12 protein-coding genes are annotated in these 17,765 nt (G+C 58.8%); 5 read left to right on the top strand and 7 right to left on the bottom strand.

The genetic code is table 11. From position 1 onward, the window contains the following. Positions 1–33: 33 nt before the first annotated feature. The 3 genes from ACQUTG_RS07225 to ACQUTG_RS07215 form a co-directional block, all read right to left on the bottom strand. Positions 34–429 (bottom strand): hypothetical protein, encoded by a 396-nt coding sequence (locus ACQUTG_RS07225; RefSeq protein ID WP_428918760.1) that lies wholly within the window; start codon positions 427–429, stop codon positions 34–36. 163 nt (positions 430–592) lie between these two features. After that, the gene (locus ACQUTG_RS07220; RefSeq protein ID WP_428918759.1) at positions 593–2,125 is read right to left on the bottom strand and encodes a GNAT family N-acetyltransferase; all 1,533 of its coding nucleotides are present in this window, start codon (positions 2,123–2,125) and stop codon (positions 593–595) included. A gap of 70 nt (positions 2,126–2,195) precedes the next feature. Then, positions 2,196–3,101: a hypothetical protein gene (locus tag ACQUTG_RS07215; protein WP_428918758.1), complete on the bottom strand. Its 906-nt coding sequence runs from the start codon at positions 3,099–3,101 to the stop codon at positions 2,196–2,198. A gap of 189 nt (positions 3,102–3,290) precedes the next feature. Here ACQUTG_RS07215 and ACQUTG_RS07210 point away from each other — a divergent pair, with 189 nt between their 5' ends. Beyond that, entirely contained in the window at positions 3,291–3,851 is a 561-nt protein-coding gene (locus ACQUTG_RS07210; protein ID WP_428918757.1) for a DUF4442 domain-containing protein, read from the top strand. Here ACQUTG_RS07210 and recQ read toward each other — a convergent pair. Further along, positions 3,848–5,716 (bottom strand): DNA helicase RecQ, encoded by a 1,869-nt coding sequence (gene recQ / locus ACQUTG_RS07205; RefSeq protein ID WP_428918756.1) that lies wholly within the window; start codon positions 5,714–5,716, stop codon positions 3,848–3,850. The two genes, ACQUTG_RS07210 and recQ, sit on opposite strands and share 4 nt — an antisense overlap. Before the next feature lie 216 nt (positions 5,717–5,932). Between recQ and ACQUTG_RS07200 the strand changes: the two genes are divergently transcribed. Then, positions 5,933–7,111 (top strand): 1-acyl-sn-glycerol-3-phosphate acyltransferase, encoded by a 1,179-nt coding sequence (locus ACQUTG_RS07200; RefSeq protein ID WP_428918755.1) that lies wholly within the window; start codon positions 5,933–5,935, stop codon positions 7,109–7,111. On the opposite strand, the gene glgP is transcribed toward ACQUTG_RS07200, so the two are convergent. The 3 genes from glgP to glgB are packed head-to-tail and all read right to left on the bottom strand — an operon-like array spanning position 7,108 to position 13,040. Continuing rightward, positions 7,108–9,663: an alpha-glucan family phosphorylase gene (glgP, locus tag ACQUTG_RS07195; protein WP_428918754.1), complete on the bottom strand. Its 2,556-nt coding sequence runs from the start codon at positions 9,661–9,663 to the stop codon at positions 7,108–7,110. The genes ACQUTG_RS07200 and glgP overlap by 4 nt on opposite strands. A gap of 36 nt (positions 9,664–9,699) precedes the next feature. Next, complete coding sequence (gene glgA / locus ACQUTG_RS07190; protein ID WP_428918753.1) at positions 9,700–11,157, bottom strand: glycogen synthase GlgA; 1,458 nt, start codon at positions 11,155–11,157, stop codon at positions 9,700–9,702. Beyond that, entirely contained in the window at positions 11,154–13,040 is a 1,887-nt protein-coding gene (gene glgB, locus ACQUTG_RS07185) for a 1,4-alpha-glucan branching protein GlgB (protein ID WP_428918752.1), read from the bottom strand. The genes glgA and glgB overlap by 4 nt, the downstream gene beginning before the upstream one ends. 194 nt (positions 13,041–13,234) lie before the next feature. On the opposite strand from glgB, the gene glgC reads away from it, so the two are divergent. From glgC to malQ, 3 genes are read left to right on the top strand one after another with little or no spacing between them, the layout of a single operon-like run. Further along, positions 13,235–14,500 (top strand): glucose-1-phosphate adenylyltransferase, encoded by a 1,266-nt coding sequence (glgC, locus tag ACQUTG_RS07180; protein WP_428918751.1) that lies wholly within the window; start codon positions 13,235–13,237, stop codon positions 14,498–14,500. After that, positions 14,490–16,220, top strand: coding sequence for a glycoside hydrolase (locus ACQUTG_RS07175; RefSeq protein WP_428918750.1), 1,731 nt, complete (start codon positions 14,490–14,492; stop codon positions 16,218–16,220). The genes glgC and ACQUTG_RS07175 overlap by 11 nt, the downstream gene beginning before the upstream one ends. Then, positions 16,217–17,698 (top strand): 4-alpha-glucanotransferase, encoded by a 1,482-nt coding sequence (gene malQ / locus ACQUTG_RS07170; protein ID WP_428918749.1) that lies wholly within the window; start codon positions 16,217–16,219, stop codon positions 17,696–17,698. Before ACQUTG_RS07175 ends, malQ begins: the two co-directional genes overlap by 4 nt. Positions 17,699–17,765: the final 67 nt, after the last annotated feature.

Genomic DNA, 17,765 nt, shown 5'->3' with positions numbered 1-17,765 from the left:
TCCTTACGGATGGGTTGGAACGGACAGTGACGATCAGGCCATTTGCCGGAAGCCGGAGATGGACCCTGAGGATGTACGGCGGGACTTCAGAGACAGTTTTCTGGACAGCACTTCCCGAATCCGCTTGAGCTTGTCGCCATTCGGCGATCCAGGTTCAAACTCTGCAAAATCAATGGAGTAGAAGAAGTTGCTACAGTGCTTTCTGCGCTCTGTCACCAGGCCGGAAACGCTTTCCGCACAGATTTCTTCAAAAGGCATATCCATGACCAGATCCAGGGTCAGGCTGTCGCCGGGTTCGAAGACCTTGTCGGTTTTCATCACGCAGCCGTAGCTGTCGAGTTCAAAAACAGAAGCCTCCACCAACTCCTTGCGGAAGAGGCCCCGCTTGATCCTGAAACGGGCAATGAGATCCGGTAATGCTTCGTTCATGAAACCTGTTCTCTGCTAAGATCCCTATCCACTGCGACCTGTCCACAGATCGGACAGGCTGGATAATGATTAAACAATAGACACTGTTTTCGGTATTGGCAATTCCATCAGTGTCCTACGGTAACCCTCTCAGGCACTTCCTCAATAGTGAGTGGGTCTGTTTTTATCGGTCCGAGGACTTCACCCGCACCTCGTACATATCTTCCCTGCGGTCCTTCAGATTGTTTACCGACCCTTCGTTACGAACCAGCGTCAGTTTTTCCAGGTCCATGTCCGAGAACATGATCATTTCGGTGTTGGGCGTGGTTTCGGCCATGACCGCATCGTGCGGGAAGGCAAAATCCGAGGGCGAGAACACCGATGACTGGGCGTACTGTACGTCCAGGTTCTCTACCTTGGGCAGGTTGCCGACACTGCCGGTAATTACGACGTAACATTCGTTTTCGATCGCCCGGGCCTGGGCACAATGGCGGACCCGGAGATAACCGTTCTTGGTATCGGTCCAGAAGGGGACGAAGATGATATCGACATCCTGGCTGGCCGCGATCCTGCCGAGTTCCGGGAATTCGATGTCGTAACAGATCAGGATCGCCACTCGACCGGCATCGGTTTCAAACACTTCGAAGGTATTGCCGCCCTCAATAACCCAGTCGCGACGCTCGTGCGGGGTGATGTGGATCTTGCGCTGTTCGTCCACGCGGCCGTCCCGGTGGCACAGGTAGGAGACGTTGAACAGGCGATCGTTCTCCAGCAGGGGCATGGAACCGGTGATGATGTTGATGTTGTAACTGACCGCCATTTCCGACATTTCATCCCGGAACTGTTCGGTGAAGCCGGCCAGGAAACGGATCGCCCGGGTCTGGTCCATCTGATCGGTCAGGCCCATCAGGGGGGCGTTGAAGAACTCCGGGAACAGGGCGAAATCGCTCTTGTAGTCGGAGAGGGCGTCCACGAAGTACTCCACCTGCTTGAGCACTTCATCCACCGAGGTGAATTCCCGCATCTGCCATTGCACGGCACCCAGGCGAACCTGGGTTTTCCGGACATTCAACACCGGTGACGGTGGTGTATAGAGAATGTTCCGCCATTCCAGCAGGGTGGCATAGCCCATGGATTTCTCGTCCTCCGGCAGGTATTTGTGCATCAGCCGGGTGACCTGGAAATCGTTGGAGAGCTGGAAGCTCAGGATCGGATCGTAGATTTCCTTACGGTCCACCCGCTGGATGTACTCAGCCGGGGAGTACTGGTCCTTGTACTTGTAGTAGTTGGGAATCCGACCGCCGGCCAGGATGGCCCGCAGGTTCATGGACCGGCACAGCTCCTTGCGGGCCTCATACAAACGCCGGCCCAGGCGGTAGCCGCGGTATTCCGGATGGATAAAGACATCCAGGCCATAGAGGGAGTCGCCGTTGGCGTTGTGCCATATTTTCTCGTTACGCAGGATCAGGTCGTCGTAGGTGTGCGGGTTGCTGAATCGCTCGTATTTGACGGAAACCGTCAGCGCCACCGCAATCAGTTGGCCGTTGTCCTCAATACAGATCTGCCCGTCGGGGAACTGCTCGACCAATGCCTTGATCGTTTCTTTGGGCCAGGCCCCGCCAATGTCGTCGTAGACCAGGTCCATCAGCTCCTGAAGCTGTTCGTAGTCATCGAGGGTAAGATTACGAAGGTTAAGGTGCAGTTCTTCGTGGGCCATTCAGTCCGGCTCCCGTCATGAAAGTAAAAAGTCCAGTGACCGCGCAACTATAGGGGAAGTCTAACAGAAATTACCGGGCAAAGAGTTCCAGCCTTCGCTGCAGATTCCGCAGGGTATCTCTTCCTACGAAACGGGATTCCTCGCTCAGGTACGGGTTCTCGAGGCGGATTATGTGCCGCTTATCCAGGTTGAGATTTGAGACCGAGCGGCTGTAATAATCTCGCAGGTATCGAGCAAAGGAGCCATCCTCAATCGCCCGCTCCAGCCCCAGTTGCAGGCGGTAGGCTGTCAGGTTCTCTTCCGGGCCAACGAACAGGTAGGAGGGCATCGGGTAGGCTATGAGAAGGTTGGGCTCGATAATGAGTCCTGGGTCGTCTTCGATCTCAAGGTCATGGAATACCTCACTCACACCCCTGGCAAAGCAATCAAATCGTCTGTTGCGCAGCATTCCGTAAAGGATCTCATACCGCGAGTGGGTCACCACGGGAATGCCATTGGACTCCAGAATCGGAGTGTCCGGCCAATGGGAGCTTTGACCAATACTGATTCCCCGTTCGATCAGGTCGTCCAGCGTACGGACGCCCGCAAACAATGGAAGCTTTTCCGGCAGTGTGACACACACCCTGAAGCCGAGCAGACCGCCATCAATGGGCACAGGAATGGCGTTCAGGTGTTGTTCGCGGGTGGGGGATGTCGCCACATTGATGATATCTATAAGGCCGGAATCCTTTTGCGCAAGCTCATAAAGGGCGCGACCCTGGGTGAGTTCCAGGCTCCGGACCAGTTTGTACCCGCCATATTCCGGAGTTTTGGCGAATGCCAGCTCAACCATGGAGCGAATAGCCGGGCTATCGTAGTTCCGGTACCAAAGAGAATATTCCCGCGCTGTATCTGCGTTATCAGCGACGGGCTCACGCCCGGTCGCCCACGTTGGCGCGGTAAAGGCCAGAAGCAAGGCGCAAAAAAAGACGGTCACCAGCGAACTGCGAACCTGTAACGTCAAACCAGAGTTCCCTCTCAGCATCCAGAATCAACGTTTTTACCCATATCAGGACCGGAAAATGCAGGAAACCGGCTGGAATTGCAAAAAAAATTGGAGAACCGTCTTGCGGCCGGGAGATTGCATTGTAATGATCTATCCGGTCTTAACGACAGGATTGACTATATGGCATTGATAGACAACATCATTGGAGCGACCGGGCAATGGGTGGCATCCACAGATCCTAATACGACCCTGGCTCACCCGTTGGCGTGGCTCAAGAAAACAGGGGGCTATGCAGCGGTCAACAAGATCATCGGCTTGTCCATTCCTTTTGCGCCCCGCAACCGCTTCAGTGTGGAGGAAGTGAGACCGGGCTATGTCCGTGCCCGCATTCGCCTGAAGGGCAACAAAAATCACTTTGGCAGCCTCTACGCCGGCGCCTATTTTCTGGTAGCGGAGATTCCCGGAGGCGTCCTGACCCTGTTCGATCTGGGGCCCTCCTACACGCCCATTCTCAAGGAAATGACCCTGCAGTTTCTCCAGCCAGCCAACTCGGATGTCTCGGTAGAATTTTCCCTGAGTCCGGAGCAGGTGGCGGCGATCCGCGCCGATGCCGACGCTACCGGCCGGGCCAAATTCACATTGGAGGGAACGCTGACCGATCAGGCAGGCAACCATGTGGCGACTTCGATCGCCCATTACCGGGTCCGGAAAAAGGGCTTCAAGGCCGAAGAAGAAGCCTAAAGAGTCTCCAGTTCGGCGATGGCCTTGAGGAAGGTCTCGCCGTACTTCTCCAGCTTGGCGGCACCGACACCGCTGATTTCACCAAGTTCGTCGATGGTGCGAGGCCGCCGTTCCATCATTTCGAACAGGGTGGTGTCGTGAAAGATAACGTAGGGCGGCACACCCTGTTGGTCGGCCAGGCCCTTACGGCAGGCACGAAGATGATCCCAGGCGGCCTGATCGACGATCTGATCGGCCGCGAAGCTTTTGCGTCCTGAGCTGCTGCGCCCTGACGAGGTCTTTTTCTGCACCGGGTCCTTGCGCAGCCAGACCGTCTCCTCGCCCTTGAGTAGTGGGCGGCAGCGTTCGGTCAACTGCAAGGCGCCGTAGCCCTCCGGGTCGGCCCTGAGGTAACCGTTGGCTACCAGTTGGCGGAAGACCGATTTCCACTCGCTGGCGCTGAGTTCGGTGCCGATGCCGTAGGTGGACACCCGATCGTGGCCGGATTGCAGGATGCGCTCGTTCTCCGAGCCTCGCAGGACATCGATCAGGTAGGTTACGCCGAAGCGCTGGCCGGTACGGTAGACGCAGGAAAGCGCTTTCTGGACCGCCACGGTGCCATCCCAGGTCTCGGGCGGATTCAGGCAGGTGTCGCAGTTACCACAGGACGCTTCAAGGTCATCGCCAAAATAACGCAACAGCACCTGGCGGCGGCAACTGGTGACCTCGCACAGGCCGAGCATGGCATCGAGCTTTTGGCGCTCGACGCGTTTGAACTGGTCGTTGCCCAGGGAGCCCTCGAGCATCTGGCGCAGCTTGATGACGTCCTGAAGCCCGTACACCATCCAGGCGGTGGAAGGCTTGCCGTCCCGGCCGGCCCGGCCGGTTTCCTGGTAATAGGCTTCCAGGCTCTTGGGCAGATCCAGGTGAGCCACAAAGCGGACATCGGGTTTGTCGATACCCATGCCGAAGGCAATGGTGGCGACGATGATGACTCCGTCCTCGCGCAGAAAACGCTCCTGGTGCCTGGCCCGCTCCCCGGCGTTCAGGCCCGCATGGTAGGGCAGAGCCGTAAAGCCCTTGTCCGCGAGCATGCGGGCGGTGGAGTCCACCTTGTTACGGGACAGGCAGTAGACAATGCCGCATTCGCCATCATGTTCAGCCCGGATAAAGTCCAGCAGCTGCTTGTTGGCGTTGGTCTTGGGCGCGATCCGGTACTGGATGTTCGGGCGGTCGAAGCCGCTGACAAAATGCCGGGCTTCGGTCAGTGACAGCCGCTCGGCAATTTCCTTGCGGGTTCGCTCATCGGCAGTGGCCGTCAGCGCAATACGGGGAATACCGGGAAATTCCCCGGCCAGCATGCTCAGTTGCAGGTAATCCGAGCGGAAATCGTGTCCCCACTGGGAAACGCAGTGGGCCTCGTCGATGGCGAAGAGCGAGATGGACGCGTTGTGCAGCAGATCGATGGTCCGGGGCTGGATCAGCCGTTCCGGGGCGCAGTAGAGCAGGTCCAGTTCGCCGGTGGTGAGGGCGTATTCGGTCGCTCGGGCCTGCTCCATATCCATGGTGGAATTCAGGAATGCCGCTTTGACGCCAAGCTCCTTCAGTGCCGCGACCTGGTCCTGCATCAGGGCAATCAGGGGCGATATGACAATCGCCGTACCCGGCCGCACCAGGGCCGGCACCTGGTAGCACAATGACTTGCCACCTCCGGTAGGCATCAAGACCAGGGCATCTCCGCCATTGACTACCTCACGAACAATGTCACCCTGCAGTGGCCGGAATGCCTCGTAACCGAACACCTCGTGCAGAACCTGCTCGGGGTCTCTCCGGGTTGCCGTGGGCCTTTCTGTGGCGAGTTGTTCGAAATCCTGGTCAAGTTGCATAGCAGAGCCGTATGTGTCGTCCATGATAGAAAAAAGATGACAGGGAGGTGGCGCCATGTCCGTGGCGCGGGTGGGATGATACCAGAATAATACGGCGGGTTGGTCAAGGCGCCTTTCGGGTGAGGCAAAGCTGCCTCAGAAACGCTACAATACCGCGGTTTTTGAACCAGACATTTCCCGGCGTAATCCGTTAGATACGATAACAACAGGGTTTCAATGCACGAATTTGATGCCATCCGTCCATATTCGGACGAAGAAACCGGTCCGGCCATTCAGCGCCTGGTCAATGACCGGGAGTTTCTCGACATGGTCGGGCGTTTCAAGTCGCCCAACCTTGAGCGCTGGGCGCCCGCGTTACTGCGGTTTTTCCTGCGGCGCTGGCTGATCAGCAATTTCGGCCATTTCACCCGCGTGGATGACTTGCAGGCCAGGTTGTCCACCTATGTGGGCGAGCTGGTTGAAGGCACCACCACCCGGGTCACTACCAGTGGTCTGGAAAACCTGGACAAGCACAGCGCCCATCTGTTCATCTCCAATCACCGGGACATCGTGTTCGATCCCATGGTGGTGAACTACCTGTTGTTTCAGAACGGTTTCTATACCACGCGTATCGCCATTGGTGACAACCTGCTCCAGAACCGGGTATTCGCGGAAATGATGCGGCTCAACAAGAGCTTCGTGGTACGCAGGAACATGACCAGCCCGCGGGAAATGCGGGACGCGTACATGACGCTTTCCGCGTTCATCAATCACAGTATCGATACCAATCACAGCATCTGGATTGCCCAACGGGAAGGCCGCGCCAAGGATGGGCTGGATTACACCGATCCGGCCATCATCAAGATGTTCCACATGAGCCGCAAGAAGAGCGGGCTTAGCTTCGGCGAGGCCATGAACCGCCTTCATATCGTGCCGGTTTCGATCTCCTACGAGTACGATCCCTGTGACGTCGACAAAGCCAAAGAACTGGAGACCCGGGAGCGGACCGGCAGCTACACCAAGACTGAAGGAGAGGACAGCGAGCAGATCGTGAAGGGCCTGACCGGATTCAAGGGCCATGTACATGTGCACTTCGGTGCACCCATCGCGGATGCTCCGGAAAACCCGAAGGAACTGGCGAGCCGGATCGATCGGGAGATGCATGCCAATTACCACCTGCATGCTTCAAACCTGGTGGCCTATCAGCAGCGGGGATTCCACCCGGACGCCCACGCAACGCCGGAATCGATGACCGAGTCCGTCGTGACCGCGGAAACCTGGTCACCGGCGGATATTGCCGCCGCCGAGGCGGAGATGGAGCGGCGGCTGGAGGCCTGCGACCCGGCCATTCGGCCTTACCTGCTGGACATGTATGCCAATCCGGTAGTCACAGCACTCCAGGCGAATTCCCGCTAGACCCAGAGCATGGCGCCCATCTCCAGCAGGTGGGTCAGGGCGGGGTGATAGGGATACATGCGCAGACGGAGCGTCTGCAGGCCGGGATAGGGCGGTGGAACCTGTGTTGAAAACACGGTTTTCCCGTCCTGTTCGCTTTCCATGGTAAGGAGGAAGCGATCGGTACCGGGTGCGTCGTGGCTGCCGGTGCATTCCGGCGTGACGACGCATTCCACCCGGACATCCTCGGCCGTCAGGCCATTAAGCACCGCTTCGACCCGTAACTCTACCGTTTCATCATAGGCACACCGGCACTCCACGCAGCCGACAACGGACAGGGACACGCCCGGCCAGGCTTCGCGTACCCTGGCCTTCCACGCTGCCAGATCCCTGGCGGACTTGGCGCCATCGGCGAGTAATCTCTGGCCCTGGGCGGACGCCGGCTCGTAGTAGCGTTCTACATAGTCCATCACCATGCGTTGGCTGTTGAACCGGGGTGTGATGGTCTTCATGGACGCTTTCGAGCGGGTTACCCAGCCCTTTGAGTAGCCCTGAGAAGCACGGTCGTAGTAGAGCGGGACAACCTCGAACTCCAGCAGGTCCAGAAGGTCCCGGGCTTCTTCCTCATTGCGAAACTCGGGATCCAGACCAGTGTCTCTCGGATTGATGGCCCAGCCGTTGGTGCCGTCGTAACCTTCGCCCCACCAGCCATCCAGAACGCTGAGATTAAGCGCACCGTTGAGGGCGGCTTTTTCACCGGAGGTGCCGCTGGCTTCCTTCGGATACTCAGGGTTGTTCAGCCAGACGTCGACACCGGCGAGCAGGTAACGGGCCATGGCCTGGTCATAATCCTCCAACAGGATGATGTGACCCATCAGGGAGGGGCGCATGGAGAGGTCGTGTATGACCTTGATCAGCTGTTGACCCGGCTTGTCCTTCGGGTGTGCCTTGCCGGCGAAAATCAGTACCACCGGGTGTTCGGGATTGGTCAGGAGGCGCTCAAGACGTTCCAGGTCCGAGAAGATCAGGGTGGCGCGTTTGTAGGTGGCAAAGCGGCGCGCAAAACCGATGACCAGAGTGTCTTTTTCCGGTGATACCAGCTGCCGCGTCATTCGTTCTGTTACCGAGTGGCCGGTGCCGTTGCGTTCGTGCTGCCGCGCCAGCTGCTCGACCACGAACTCGCCCATTTGCTGTTTCAGGGCCTTGTGCACACTCCAGTAGTGATAATCTGGAATGTGGTCGACGAAGTTCCAGAAATCGGGATTCCGCAGTTCGCTTTTCCAGGTGGGTGCCTGAATATCGAACAGGCTTGCCCATTCCGGCGCCAGGAACGTCGGCACGTGGACGCCATTGGTGATATAGCCGAGGGGATTCTCGGCAGGCGGCACCTGCGGCCAGACATACCCCTCCATCCCCGAAGCCACGCCCCCGTGGATGCGACTGACCCCGTTGTGGAAACGGGAGCCCCGAAGCCCCAGGGTGGTCATGTTGAATCTGTCTCCGCCATCTCGGATGCCAAGAGCAAAGACCTTCTCGAAATCCAGGCCGGATTCGTCCAGGTAGTTGCCGAGGGCATGCTGCACCAGCTCCCGGGAGAAAATGTCGTGGCCGGCCGGCACTGGCGTGTGGGTGGTGAACAGCGTCGAAGCGGCAACCGCCTCCAGCGCGGCTTCGAACTCGAGGCCTTGCTCTACTATCAGCTGTCGACACCGTTCGAGGATCTGGAATGCGGCATGCCCTTCGTTGATGTGCCAGGCCGTAGGTTTCAGGCCCAGGGTCTCCAGTACCCGGGTGCCACCGATGCCCAGGAGCATTTCCTGACTGATCCGGGTGGATTCGTCCCCGCCGTAGAGCTGAAGGGTGAGATTCTGGTCTTCCGGGCTGTTTTCCGCGGTGTTGCTGTCCAGGAGGTAGAGGCGGATATGTCCGACCCGGGCCTCCCAGACCCGAGCCGTGACCATCCGGCCCGGGAAGGGCACCACAACCTTCAGCGGCGTTCCGTCCACTTCCATGGGGGAGATTGGAAGTTCGTCGCTGGAATGGGTTTTGTAGCGGGCAATCTGGTGACCCTGGGCGTCGATGGTCTGGATGAAGTAGCCCTGTTGGTACAACAGGCCGACTGCCACAAAGGGCAGGCCCAGGTCACTGGCCGCCTTGCAATGGTCGCCCGCGAGGATCCCGAGGCCACCGGAGTAGATCGGAAAGCTTTCATGGAATCCGAACTCCGCACAGAAATAGGCCACCAGATCCCGTGCGGGATCCAGTATTTCGGTGACTTCCGGTCCCGGCTCGGACTCCACATAGACATCGTAACTGCTCAGAACCTGGCGATACTCTGCAAGAAATGCCCGGTCCTGCGCGGCTTCGTCGAGACGCTCTTGTGCTACCCGGCGAAGGAAGAGCTTGGGATTATGCTCAACCCTTTGCCAGAGTATCGGGTCAATACGGGCGAACAGATTCCTCACACCGTGATCCCAGCTGTAGAACAGGTCGTTGGCCAGTTCTTCCAGTCGTTCAAGACCTTCCGGAATCCTGGGGCGTGCTTCAAGCCGGAACTCTGTGACCTTGCTCATCATTGTTCTCCTGAAAAGGAACCTGCTGCCTTGCCGTCAGTTTCGTTTGCATTGCTCGGTCAGAATCGACTGGTACAGGGCCAGATACTCGCGAGCCCGGTACTTCCAGGAATAATCACCTGCCATGCCGTTGCGTTGCAGGTGCCGCCACTGCTTGCGGTTACTGTAGTACTCCAGCGCCCGGTCGATTGCGTGCAGGAACGCATCCGCATTGGATCGCTCAAAACAGAAGCCGGTGGCCCGGCTGCCAGCAGCCTGGCCAGGATCCACGACGGTATCCTTCAGGCCGCCGACCGCATGGACAACCGGGATCGTGCCATAGCGCAGACTGAACATCTGATTGAGACCGCAGGGTTCGAAGCGGGAGGGCATCAGGAACATGTCCGCACCGGCGGTGATCCTGTGGGCCAGTGGCTCGTCATAGCCCACGGTAAGGGACACTTGCCCGGGATGCTCCCTTGCCAGGGCCCGGAGAGGATCGGTATATCGAGCTTCCCCTGAACCGAGAATGGCAAACTGGCAACCTTTTTCAAGCAGGGGCGGGATGACGGCCAGCAGCCAATCGATACCTTTCTGCTCCACCAGCCGTCCGATGGACCCGAACAGGGGCGCGCCGTTGACATCCAGTCCCAGCTGTTGCTGGAGCCTGGCCTTGCATTGGCTCTTGTTGCTGAGACTGTCCGGCCCGTAGTGAAAGTCGAGATACCGGTCATCCGAGGAATTCCAGATCCGGGTGTCGATGCCGTTCAGGATTCCGGAGAGGCGATCAGAGCGGTATCTCAACAGGCCATCCAGACCGCACCCGAACTCCGGGGTCTGGATCTCGCGGGCATAAGTGGGACTGACCGTGGTGATCCTGTCAGCGTAAACCAGCCCGCCCTTGATGAAGGACAGCTGGTCATGGAACTCCAGGCGATCAAAACGCCAGAGTGAATCCGGCAGCCCCATAGCCCGGAAAGTCTCCTGGGAAAACAGGCCCTGGTACGCCAGGTTATGAATGGTGAAGACGGTGCCTGGCCGCTTGGGCAGATGATCCAGGAAAACAGGCACCAGGGCGGACTGCCAGTCATTGCAGTGCACGATGTCCGGTGCCCAGCCGAGCCCCAGCTGGCCGCTCGCCATCATCGCTGCGACCCGGCAGAACAGCTGGTACCGGTAGGCGTTGTCCCACCAGTCCTCACCTTCCTCGTTCTGGTAAGGATTGCCCGGACGGTCAAAGAGCGCGGGGCAGTCCACCAGCCAGAGGCTGACGGCGGTTCCGGGCAGCCGGGTCCGCCAGAGCGTAACGTGATACTGGCCAATGCTCAGTCTCGCCTTGCGTCGACTGCCGGCGGTTCGCGCGGCCTCCAGTGCCGCCGGGTAGCCAGGCAGCAGTATCTGGATATCACAGTCCTGCCGGCTCAGGGCCTCGGGCAGGCTGGCAGAGACATCCCCAAGCCCCCCGGTCTTGATCACCGGATAGACTTCACTGGTAACAAAAAGAACCCGTTTCATGACTCCGGCCTGAGAACAACGGCTGCCAGGGGCGGCAGCGTGAGTTCCAGGGAGTAGGGGCGATCCATCCAGGGGACCTCGCGGGCTTCCAGACCGTATGGATTTCCGACGTTACTCCCTCCGTAGTATTCCGAGTCCGAGTTCAGCACCTCCACCCAGCGTCCGCCGCACGGAACGCCAATCCGGTACCCGTACCGGGGCATCGGAGTGAAGTTGATCACCACCACCGTGACTTCGTTTTCTCCTCGGCGCAGGTAGCTGATGATCGACTGGGGTGAATCGTGGCAGTCGATCCATTCGAAGCCATCGCCGTAGTAATCGCGGGCGTGCAGAGAAGGCTCCCGCCGGTAGAGTCCATTCAGGTCCTGCACCAGTTTCTGGAGACCCCGGTGCTCGGGATATTGCAGAAGGAACCAGTCCAGCTCCCGGGATTCGCTCCATTCCCGGCGCTGTCCGAATTCCCCGCCCATGAAGAGTAACTTGCAGCCAGGGTAGGTAAACTGGAAGCTGAACAGCAGGCGCAGATTGGCTCGTTGCTGCCAGTCGTCACCGGGCATCTTGTTCAGCAGGCTGGCCTTACCGTGGACCACCTCATCGTGAGAGAGCGGCAGCATGAAGTTCTCGGAGAACGCATACAGCAGGCCGAACGTGAGCTTGTCGTGGTGGTACTGGCGATAAATGGGATCCTGCTGCAGGTATTCCAGTGAATCGTGCATCCAGCCCATGTTCCACTTCAGGTTGAATCCCAGGCCTCCGATTTCCGGTGGGCGAGTCACCCGGGGCCAGGAGGTGGATTCCTCGGCTACCACCAGTGTGCCCGGAAACCGGCTCTGGCAGATCTGGTTCAGGCTTTTCAGAAAGTCGATGGCCTCAAGGTTTTCATGGCCGCCATGAATGTTAGGAAGCCATTCGCCGGGATTCCGGGAGTAGTTGAGATAGAGCATGGAGGCAACCGCATCCACCCTCAGGCCGTCCATGTGAAAGGTGTCGAGCCAGTACAGGGCACTGCCAATCAGAAAATTCCGTACCTCATGTCGACCGTAATTGTAGATCAGGGTACCCCAGTCCTTATGCTGGCCCCGGCGCGGGTCCTCATGTTCGTAGAGGGCGGTACCGTCGAATTTTGCCAGGGCGTGCTCATCTTCGGGAAAGTGGCCGGGCACCCAGTCCAGAATGACACCAATATCGTTGCGATGGCATTGATCAACCAGGTAACGCAGATCGTCGGGTGTGCCGAAGCGACTGGTGGGCGCGTAGTAGCCGGTGGTCTGGTAACCCCAGGATTCATCCAGTGGATGTTCGGTAACGGGCAGCAGCTCAATGTGGGTGAAGCCCTGCTCCCGGACATAGGGAATCAGCTGGTCGGCCAGTTCCCGATAGGTCAGCCAACGGCCGGAGCCATGGTGTTGCCAGGAAGCGGCATGCACTTCGTAAACGGAGACCGGAGACTTGTGCCAGGCCCACTTGCTGCGCCGGGACAGCCAGTCACCATCGCCCCAACTGAAACTCCCGCGTTGCATAACCACGGCCGCATTGGAGGGGCGAAGCTCGAAAAATTGCCCGTAGGGATCGGTCTTGAAAACTTGCTTGCCGGACCGGGTGGTAATGGCGAACTTGTACTGGCTGCCGGCGCCGGTACCCGGGATGAACACCGACCAGACGCCGGAGGCCCCGTGAACAGTCATGGGGTGGTGCCCGGGAGTCCAGTCATTGAAGTCACCGACCACGCTTACAGCGGTTGCATTGGGTGCCCAGACTGCGAACCGGACACCCTCGGTACCGTTCCGGGTCTGGATATGGGCTCCCAGCACATTGTAGATGTGCCAGTGGCGCCCTTCGCCGAAAAGGTATAAATCGAAATCGCTCAGGGTGGGGCTTTCCATAGTCCGCGCTTCTTCCTTATCGGGTTCCCGGGTATTGAACGCCCATACGCGCGTTCAAAAAATGACCTGTAACAATTCTACGTCATAATCCCGTGATACTGTTCTAATATTATTACGGCGGTACGAAGTCTGTCGATGCGTGTAAAGGCGCTCGGCAGTGAGCATCAAACCAATCGGTTTGCAGGGAAGGATTCATGCATACGGCCAAACGTTTTGTCAGTCGCATCACTCGCCAGACGCTCGCCCTGGTGCTTGCCGGGGGAAGGGGCTCGCGGCTTTACGATCTCACCAAGTGGCGTGCCAAGCCCGCCGTGCCTTTCGGCGGGAAGTTCCGGATCATCGATTTCCCACTGTCCAACTGCATCAATTCGGGCATAGGGCAGGTCGGTGTGATCACCCAGTACAAATCCCACTCGCTGATCCGCCACATCCAGCGCGGCTGGGGGTTCCTCCGGGGAGAACTCGACGAGTTCGTGGAACTGTTGCCGGCACAACAGCGGATCGAAACGTCCTGGTACGAGGGCACCGCCGATGCCGTGCTGCAGAACCTCGACATCATTCGCAGCCACCATCCTGAATATGTCCTGATTCTGGCCGGCGATCACATCTACAAGATGGATTACGGCACCATGCTGGCCGCTCATGTGGAAAGCGAGGCGGACATCACCGTTGGTTGTATCGAGGTGCCCATTGAGGAAGCCTCGGCCTTCGGGGTCATGGATGTGGATGAGGAGATGAGGATCAGGGAGTTTGAAGAGAAGCCCGAGAATCCGCAGCCCTTGCCCGGCAAGCCGGGCAAGGCGCTGGCCTCAATGGGCATTTACGTATTCAGCACGCGGATCCTGTTTGAGGAACTGATCCGGGATCATCAGTCGCAGGGTACATCCTCCCACGATTTCGGCAAGGATGTTATTCCGTCCGTGATCCGGCGTTTACGAGTCATGGCGTTCCCGTTCCGGGACCCGAGGCAGAATGGGCCTGCTTACTGGCGTGACGTGGGGACCATCGATTCCCTCTGGCAGGCTAACCTGGAGCTGATCGGTGTGAGCCCTGAACTGAACCTCTACGATTCCAATTGGCCGATCTGGACCTATCAGGAGCAGTTGCCTCCCGCCAAGTTCGTCTTTGACGATGAGAACCGACGGGGTACTGCGGTGGATTCCATGGTTGCCGGGGGCTGTATCGTCTCTGGAGCCATGGTGCGGCATTCGTTGCTGTTCTCACAGGTGAAGGTGCACTCGTTCAGCGAGGTATCTGATTCGGTGATCTATCCGGACGTTGATATCGGGCGGAATTGCAAAATCCGGCGAGCCCTGATCGATCGTGGCTGCAAGATCCCGGAAGGCACTCAGATCGGCTTTGACGAAGAAGAGGATCGCAAGCGTTTCCACGTTTCCCCCAAAGGCGTTGTTCTGGTGACACCCGAGATGCTCGGGCAGGACTATCCCCATGGCCTCTGACGCAAAAACGCCGGTGGTGCTGTGCTGGCACATGCACCAGCCGGGATACCAGGACCTGAAAACCGGCCAATTCCTGTTTCCGTGGGTGTACCTCCATGCCATCAAGGATTACAGCGATATGGCCGCACACCTGGAGGCGCACCCGCAGGCCCGGGCCGTGGTGAATTTTGCGCCGGTGTTGCTGGAGCAGATTGAAACCTATCTGGTACAGATCGAGCGTTGGCGGCACGGGGCTGGATCCATCGGCGATCCACTCCTGGCGGCACTGGTTTCCGAAACGCTGCCCGAGACCGGCAGCCCGGCATTCCAGGACCTTATGAACAAGGCCCTGAGGGCCAACCCGGACCGGATTATCAAGCGCTTTCCTGCTTATGCCCGCCTCGCTGACCTGGCGGAGTTCTACCGCTCCAAACCGGACATCCAACGCTACATCTCGCCCACCTTCCTGACCGATCTGCTGGTCTGGTACCACCTGGGTTGGATGGGCGAGACGGTGCGCCAGCGTAACGACTGTATCCAGAGCCTCCAGGAAAAAGCGGCCGGGTTCACCCGGGAGGACCGGATTGCACTCCTGGATGTGATATTCGAAGTGATGGCCGGAATCGGCCCGCGTTACCGGCATCTGGCGAAGAACGGCCAGGCGGAGCTCTCTGTCAGCCCCTATACCCATCCGATCCTGCCTCTGCTGCTGGATCTGGAATCGGCCCGGGAGGCCATGCCGGACATTGTCTTACCCTCACACTCCCGTTATCCGGGAGGAGAGTTGCGGGCGAGTTGGCAATTGCAGCAGGCCCGGGAAACCTTCAAACGGTTCTTCGAAATCGATCCGCGAGGGTGCTGGGCGTCCGAGGGTGGCCTGAGCCAGGCAACGCTGGCCGAGCTCGGCAAACACGGGTTCCAGTGGACAGCCAGTGGCGATTCTGTCATCAACAACAGCATGAACCTGGCCCGCGAGAGCGGTGACCTGCCCGAGCAGGCAGGCATTCATCAGCCCTTCCGCTTCGGCGATACTGACGTAACGGTTTTTTTCCGTGACGACGGCCTTTCCGACCTGATCGGATTCAGTTATGCCGACTGGCACGCCGAGGACGCGGTCGGAGACCTGGTACACCACATGGAAAACATTGCCGGCCATGCCAAAGGCAAACCACGACCGGTCATTTCCGTGATTCTCGATGGTGAAAATGCCTGGGAATATTACCCGGAGAACGGCATCCATTTCCTCGACCGGCTTTATACAGTTCTTGAAGATCACCCACGGCTCAGGCTGGCGACCTACAGTGAAGTGCTTGAACAACCGGTCGCCGAACCGGTGCAACTGCCTCATCTCGTCGCCGGGAGCTGGATCTATGGGACCTTTTCCACCTGGATCGGGGATCCCGACAAGAACCGTGCCTGGGACCTGCTGTGCGAGGCAAAAACCCATTATGACCGCGTCATGGATAACGGCAGCCTGAACTCCGAGGAGAAGCTGGCTGCCCAGCGTCAGCTCGCCTTGTGTGAGGGGTCTGACTGGTTCTGGTGGTTCGGGGATTACAACCCCGCACAGATCGTCCAGGACTTCGAGCGCCTGTACCGGCGGCACCTGGTCAATCTGTATGAACGCATTGGCTATCCGGCACCCCCATCGGTGTTCCAGCAACTAAGCCAGGGTGGCGGGGAACCGGCTCGCGGCGGAGCCATGCGGCCGGGCCACGACAAAGATGCTGAGGCGCCATGAGCACGGAGGAAATATCGCAACGTCTTTTCGAAGCACGTCGAGCGGGGGTTTTGCTGCACCCGACGGCACTTGAGGGGGAATACGGAATTCTTGGCGCCACCGCCCGTCGCTTCGTGGATTTCATGGCGAAGAGTGGTCTGAGCATCTGGCAGACCTTGCCGGTGGGGCCGACCCATAGTGATCTGTCACCGTACCAGTCACTCTCTGCCCACGCCGGTAATCCGGACTTTATCGACCTGTCAGAACTGGTCACGCTCGGTCTGTTACGGCGGGATGAGCTCGCCCCCCCTGTGGGCGGGAGCAAGCGGGCACTGGTGAAGCTGGCCGCAAGGCGTTTTTTCGACGGGGAAGGACAGCTACGCCACCGTGATTTCGAAGCATTCTGTGCAGCGCAGGCTGACTGGCTCGACGACTTCGCAATCTTCTGTGGTATCCGGGAGACGCAACCGGGTATGAGCTGGCCCGAATGGCCGGCACCACTTCGTGACCGGCATCCCGAGGCGGTTGCCCAATTCGTTCGGGAACATGCGGAATCAATTCAGGCCATCCGGTTTGAGCAGTTCCTGTTCCACCATCAGTGGCAGTCTTTACGAGACTACGCTGTCGAGCGCGGCGTTCTGCTGTTTGGCGATATTCCGATCTTTGTCGCCCACGACAGTGCCGATGTCTGGGCCAACCGTCATCTGTTCAAGCTGGACGGTGATGGCAACCCCACTGTGGTTGCCGGTGTGCCGCCGGATTACTTTTCGCCATACGGCCAGCACTGGGGTAATCCGCTCTACGATTGGGATGCCATGGCAGAAGATGGATACCAGTGGTGGTTACAACGGCTGGAAAGCCAGCGCCAGCTGTTTGACCTGATCCGGATTGACCACTTTCGAGGTCTTGAATCGTTCTGGGAGATTCCGGCTGCAACACCGGAACCCCGGTTCGGGTATTGGGTCGCGGGACCGGGCCGCAAGTTCCTGAACGCGTGCTTCAAACGTTTCCCCGGATTGCCACTGGTTGCGGAAAACCTGGGCATCATCAGTGATGAAGTCGAGCAGTTGCGTCGGGAGTTCCGGCTCCCCGGCATGACCGTTATCCAGTTCGGGTTCGATGGCAGCCCGGATAACCCGCACCTGCTGCACCGGCACGAACCCGGGGATCTTGTGTATACCGGCACCCACGACAACGATACCAGCCTTGGCTGGTATCGGAGCCTGGACGATCACACCAGAACCTATGTAAACCGGTACCTCGGCACCGATGGCACCGGGATGCCCTGGCCAATCGTAGAGGCGGCTTTCCGCTCGGTATGTTGGTTGGCGATGGTGCCGATGCAGGATTTTCTGGGGCTCGGCTCGGAGGCGCGGTTCAACACTCCGGGCACAGTAGAGGGCAACTGGGTCTGGCAGCTGGAACTGTCACAGTGCTCGGATGAGCTTGCCGAAAAGATCCGGGAAGTGACCTCCCGGCATGAACGAATTCGGTTCTGACTGGTCATATCTTGACCAGCGTCAATCTGAAACCGGAAGGGTTGATGTATAAAAAACAGGCAGCTCT

Origin of the sequence: Marinobacter sp. DUT-1 (genome assembly GCF_050379415.1) — a bacterium.
Classification (GTDB): Bacteria; Pseudomonadota; Gammaproteobacteria; order Pseudomonadales; family Oleiphilaceae; genus Marinobacter.
Note: the sequence above shows the minus strand (reverse complement) of the source record. Positions and strands in the feature narration are given on the sequence as shown.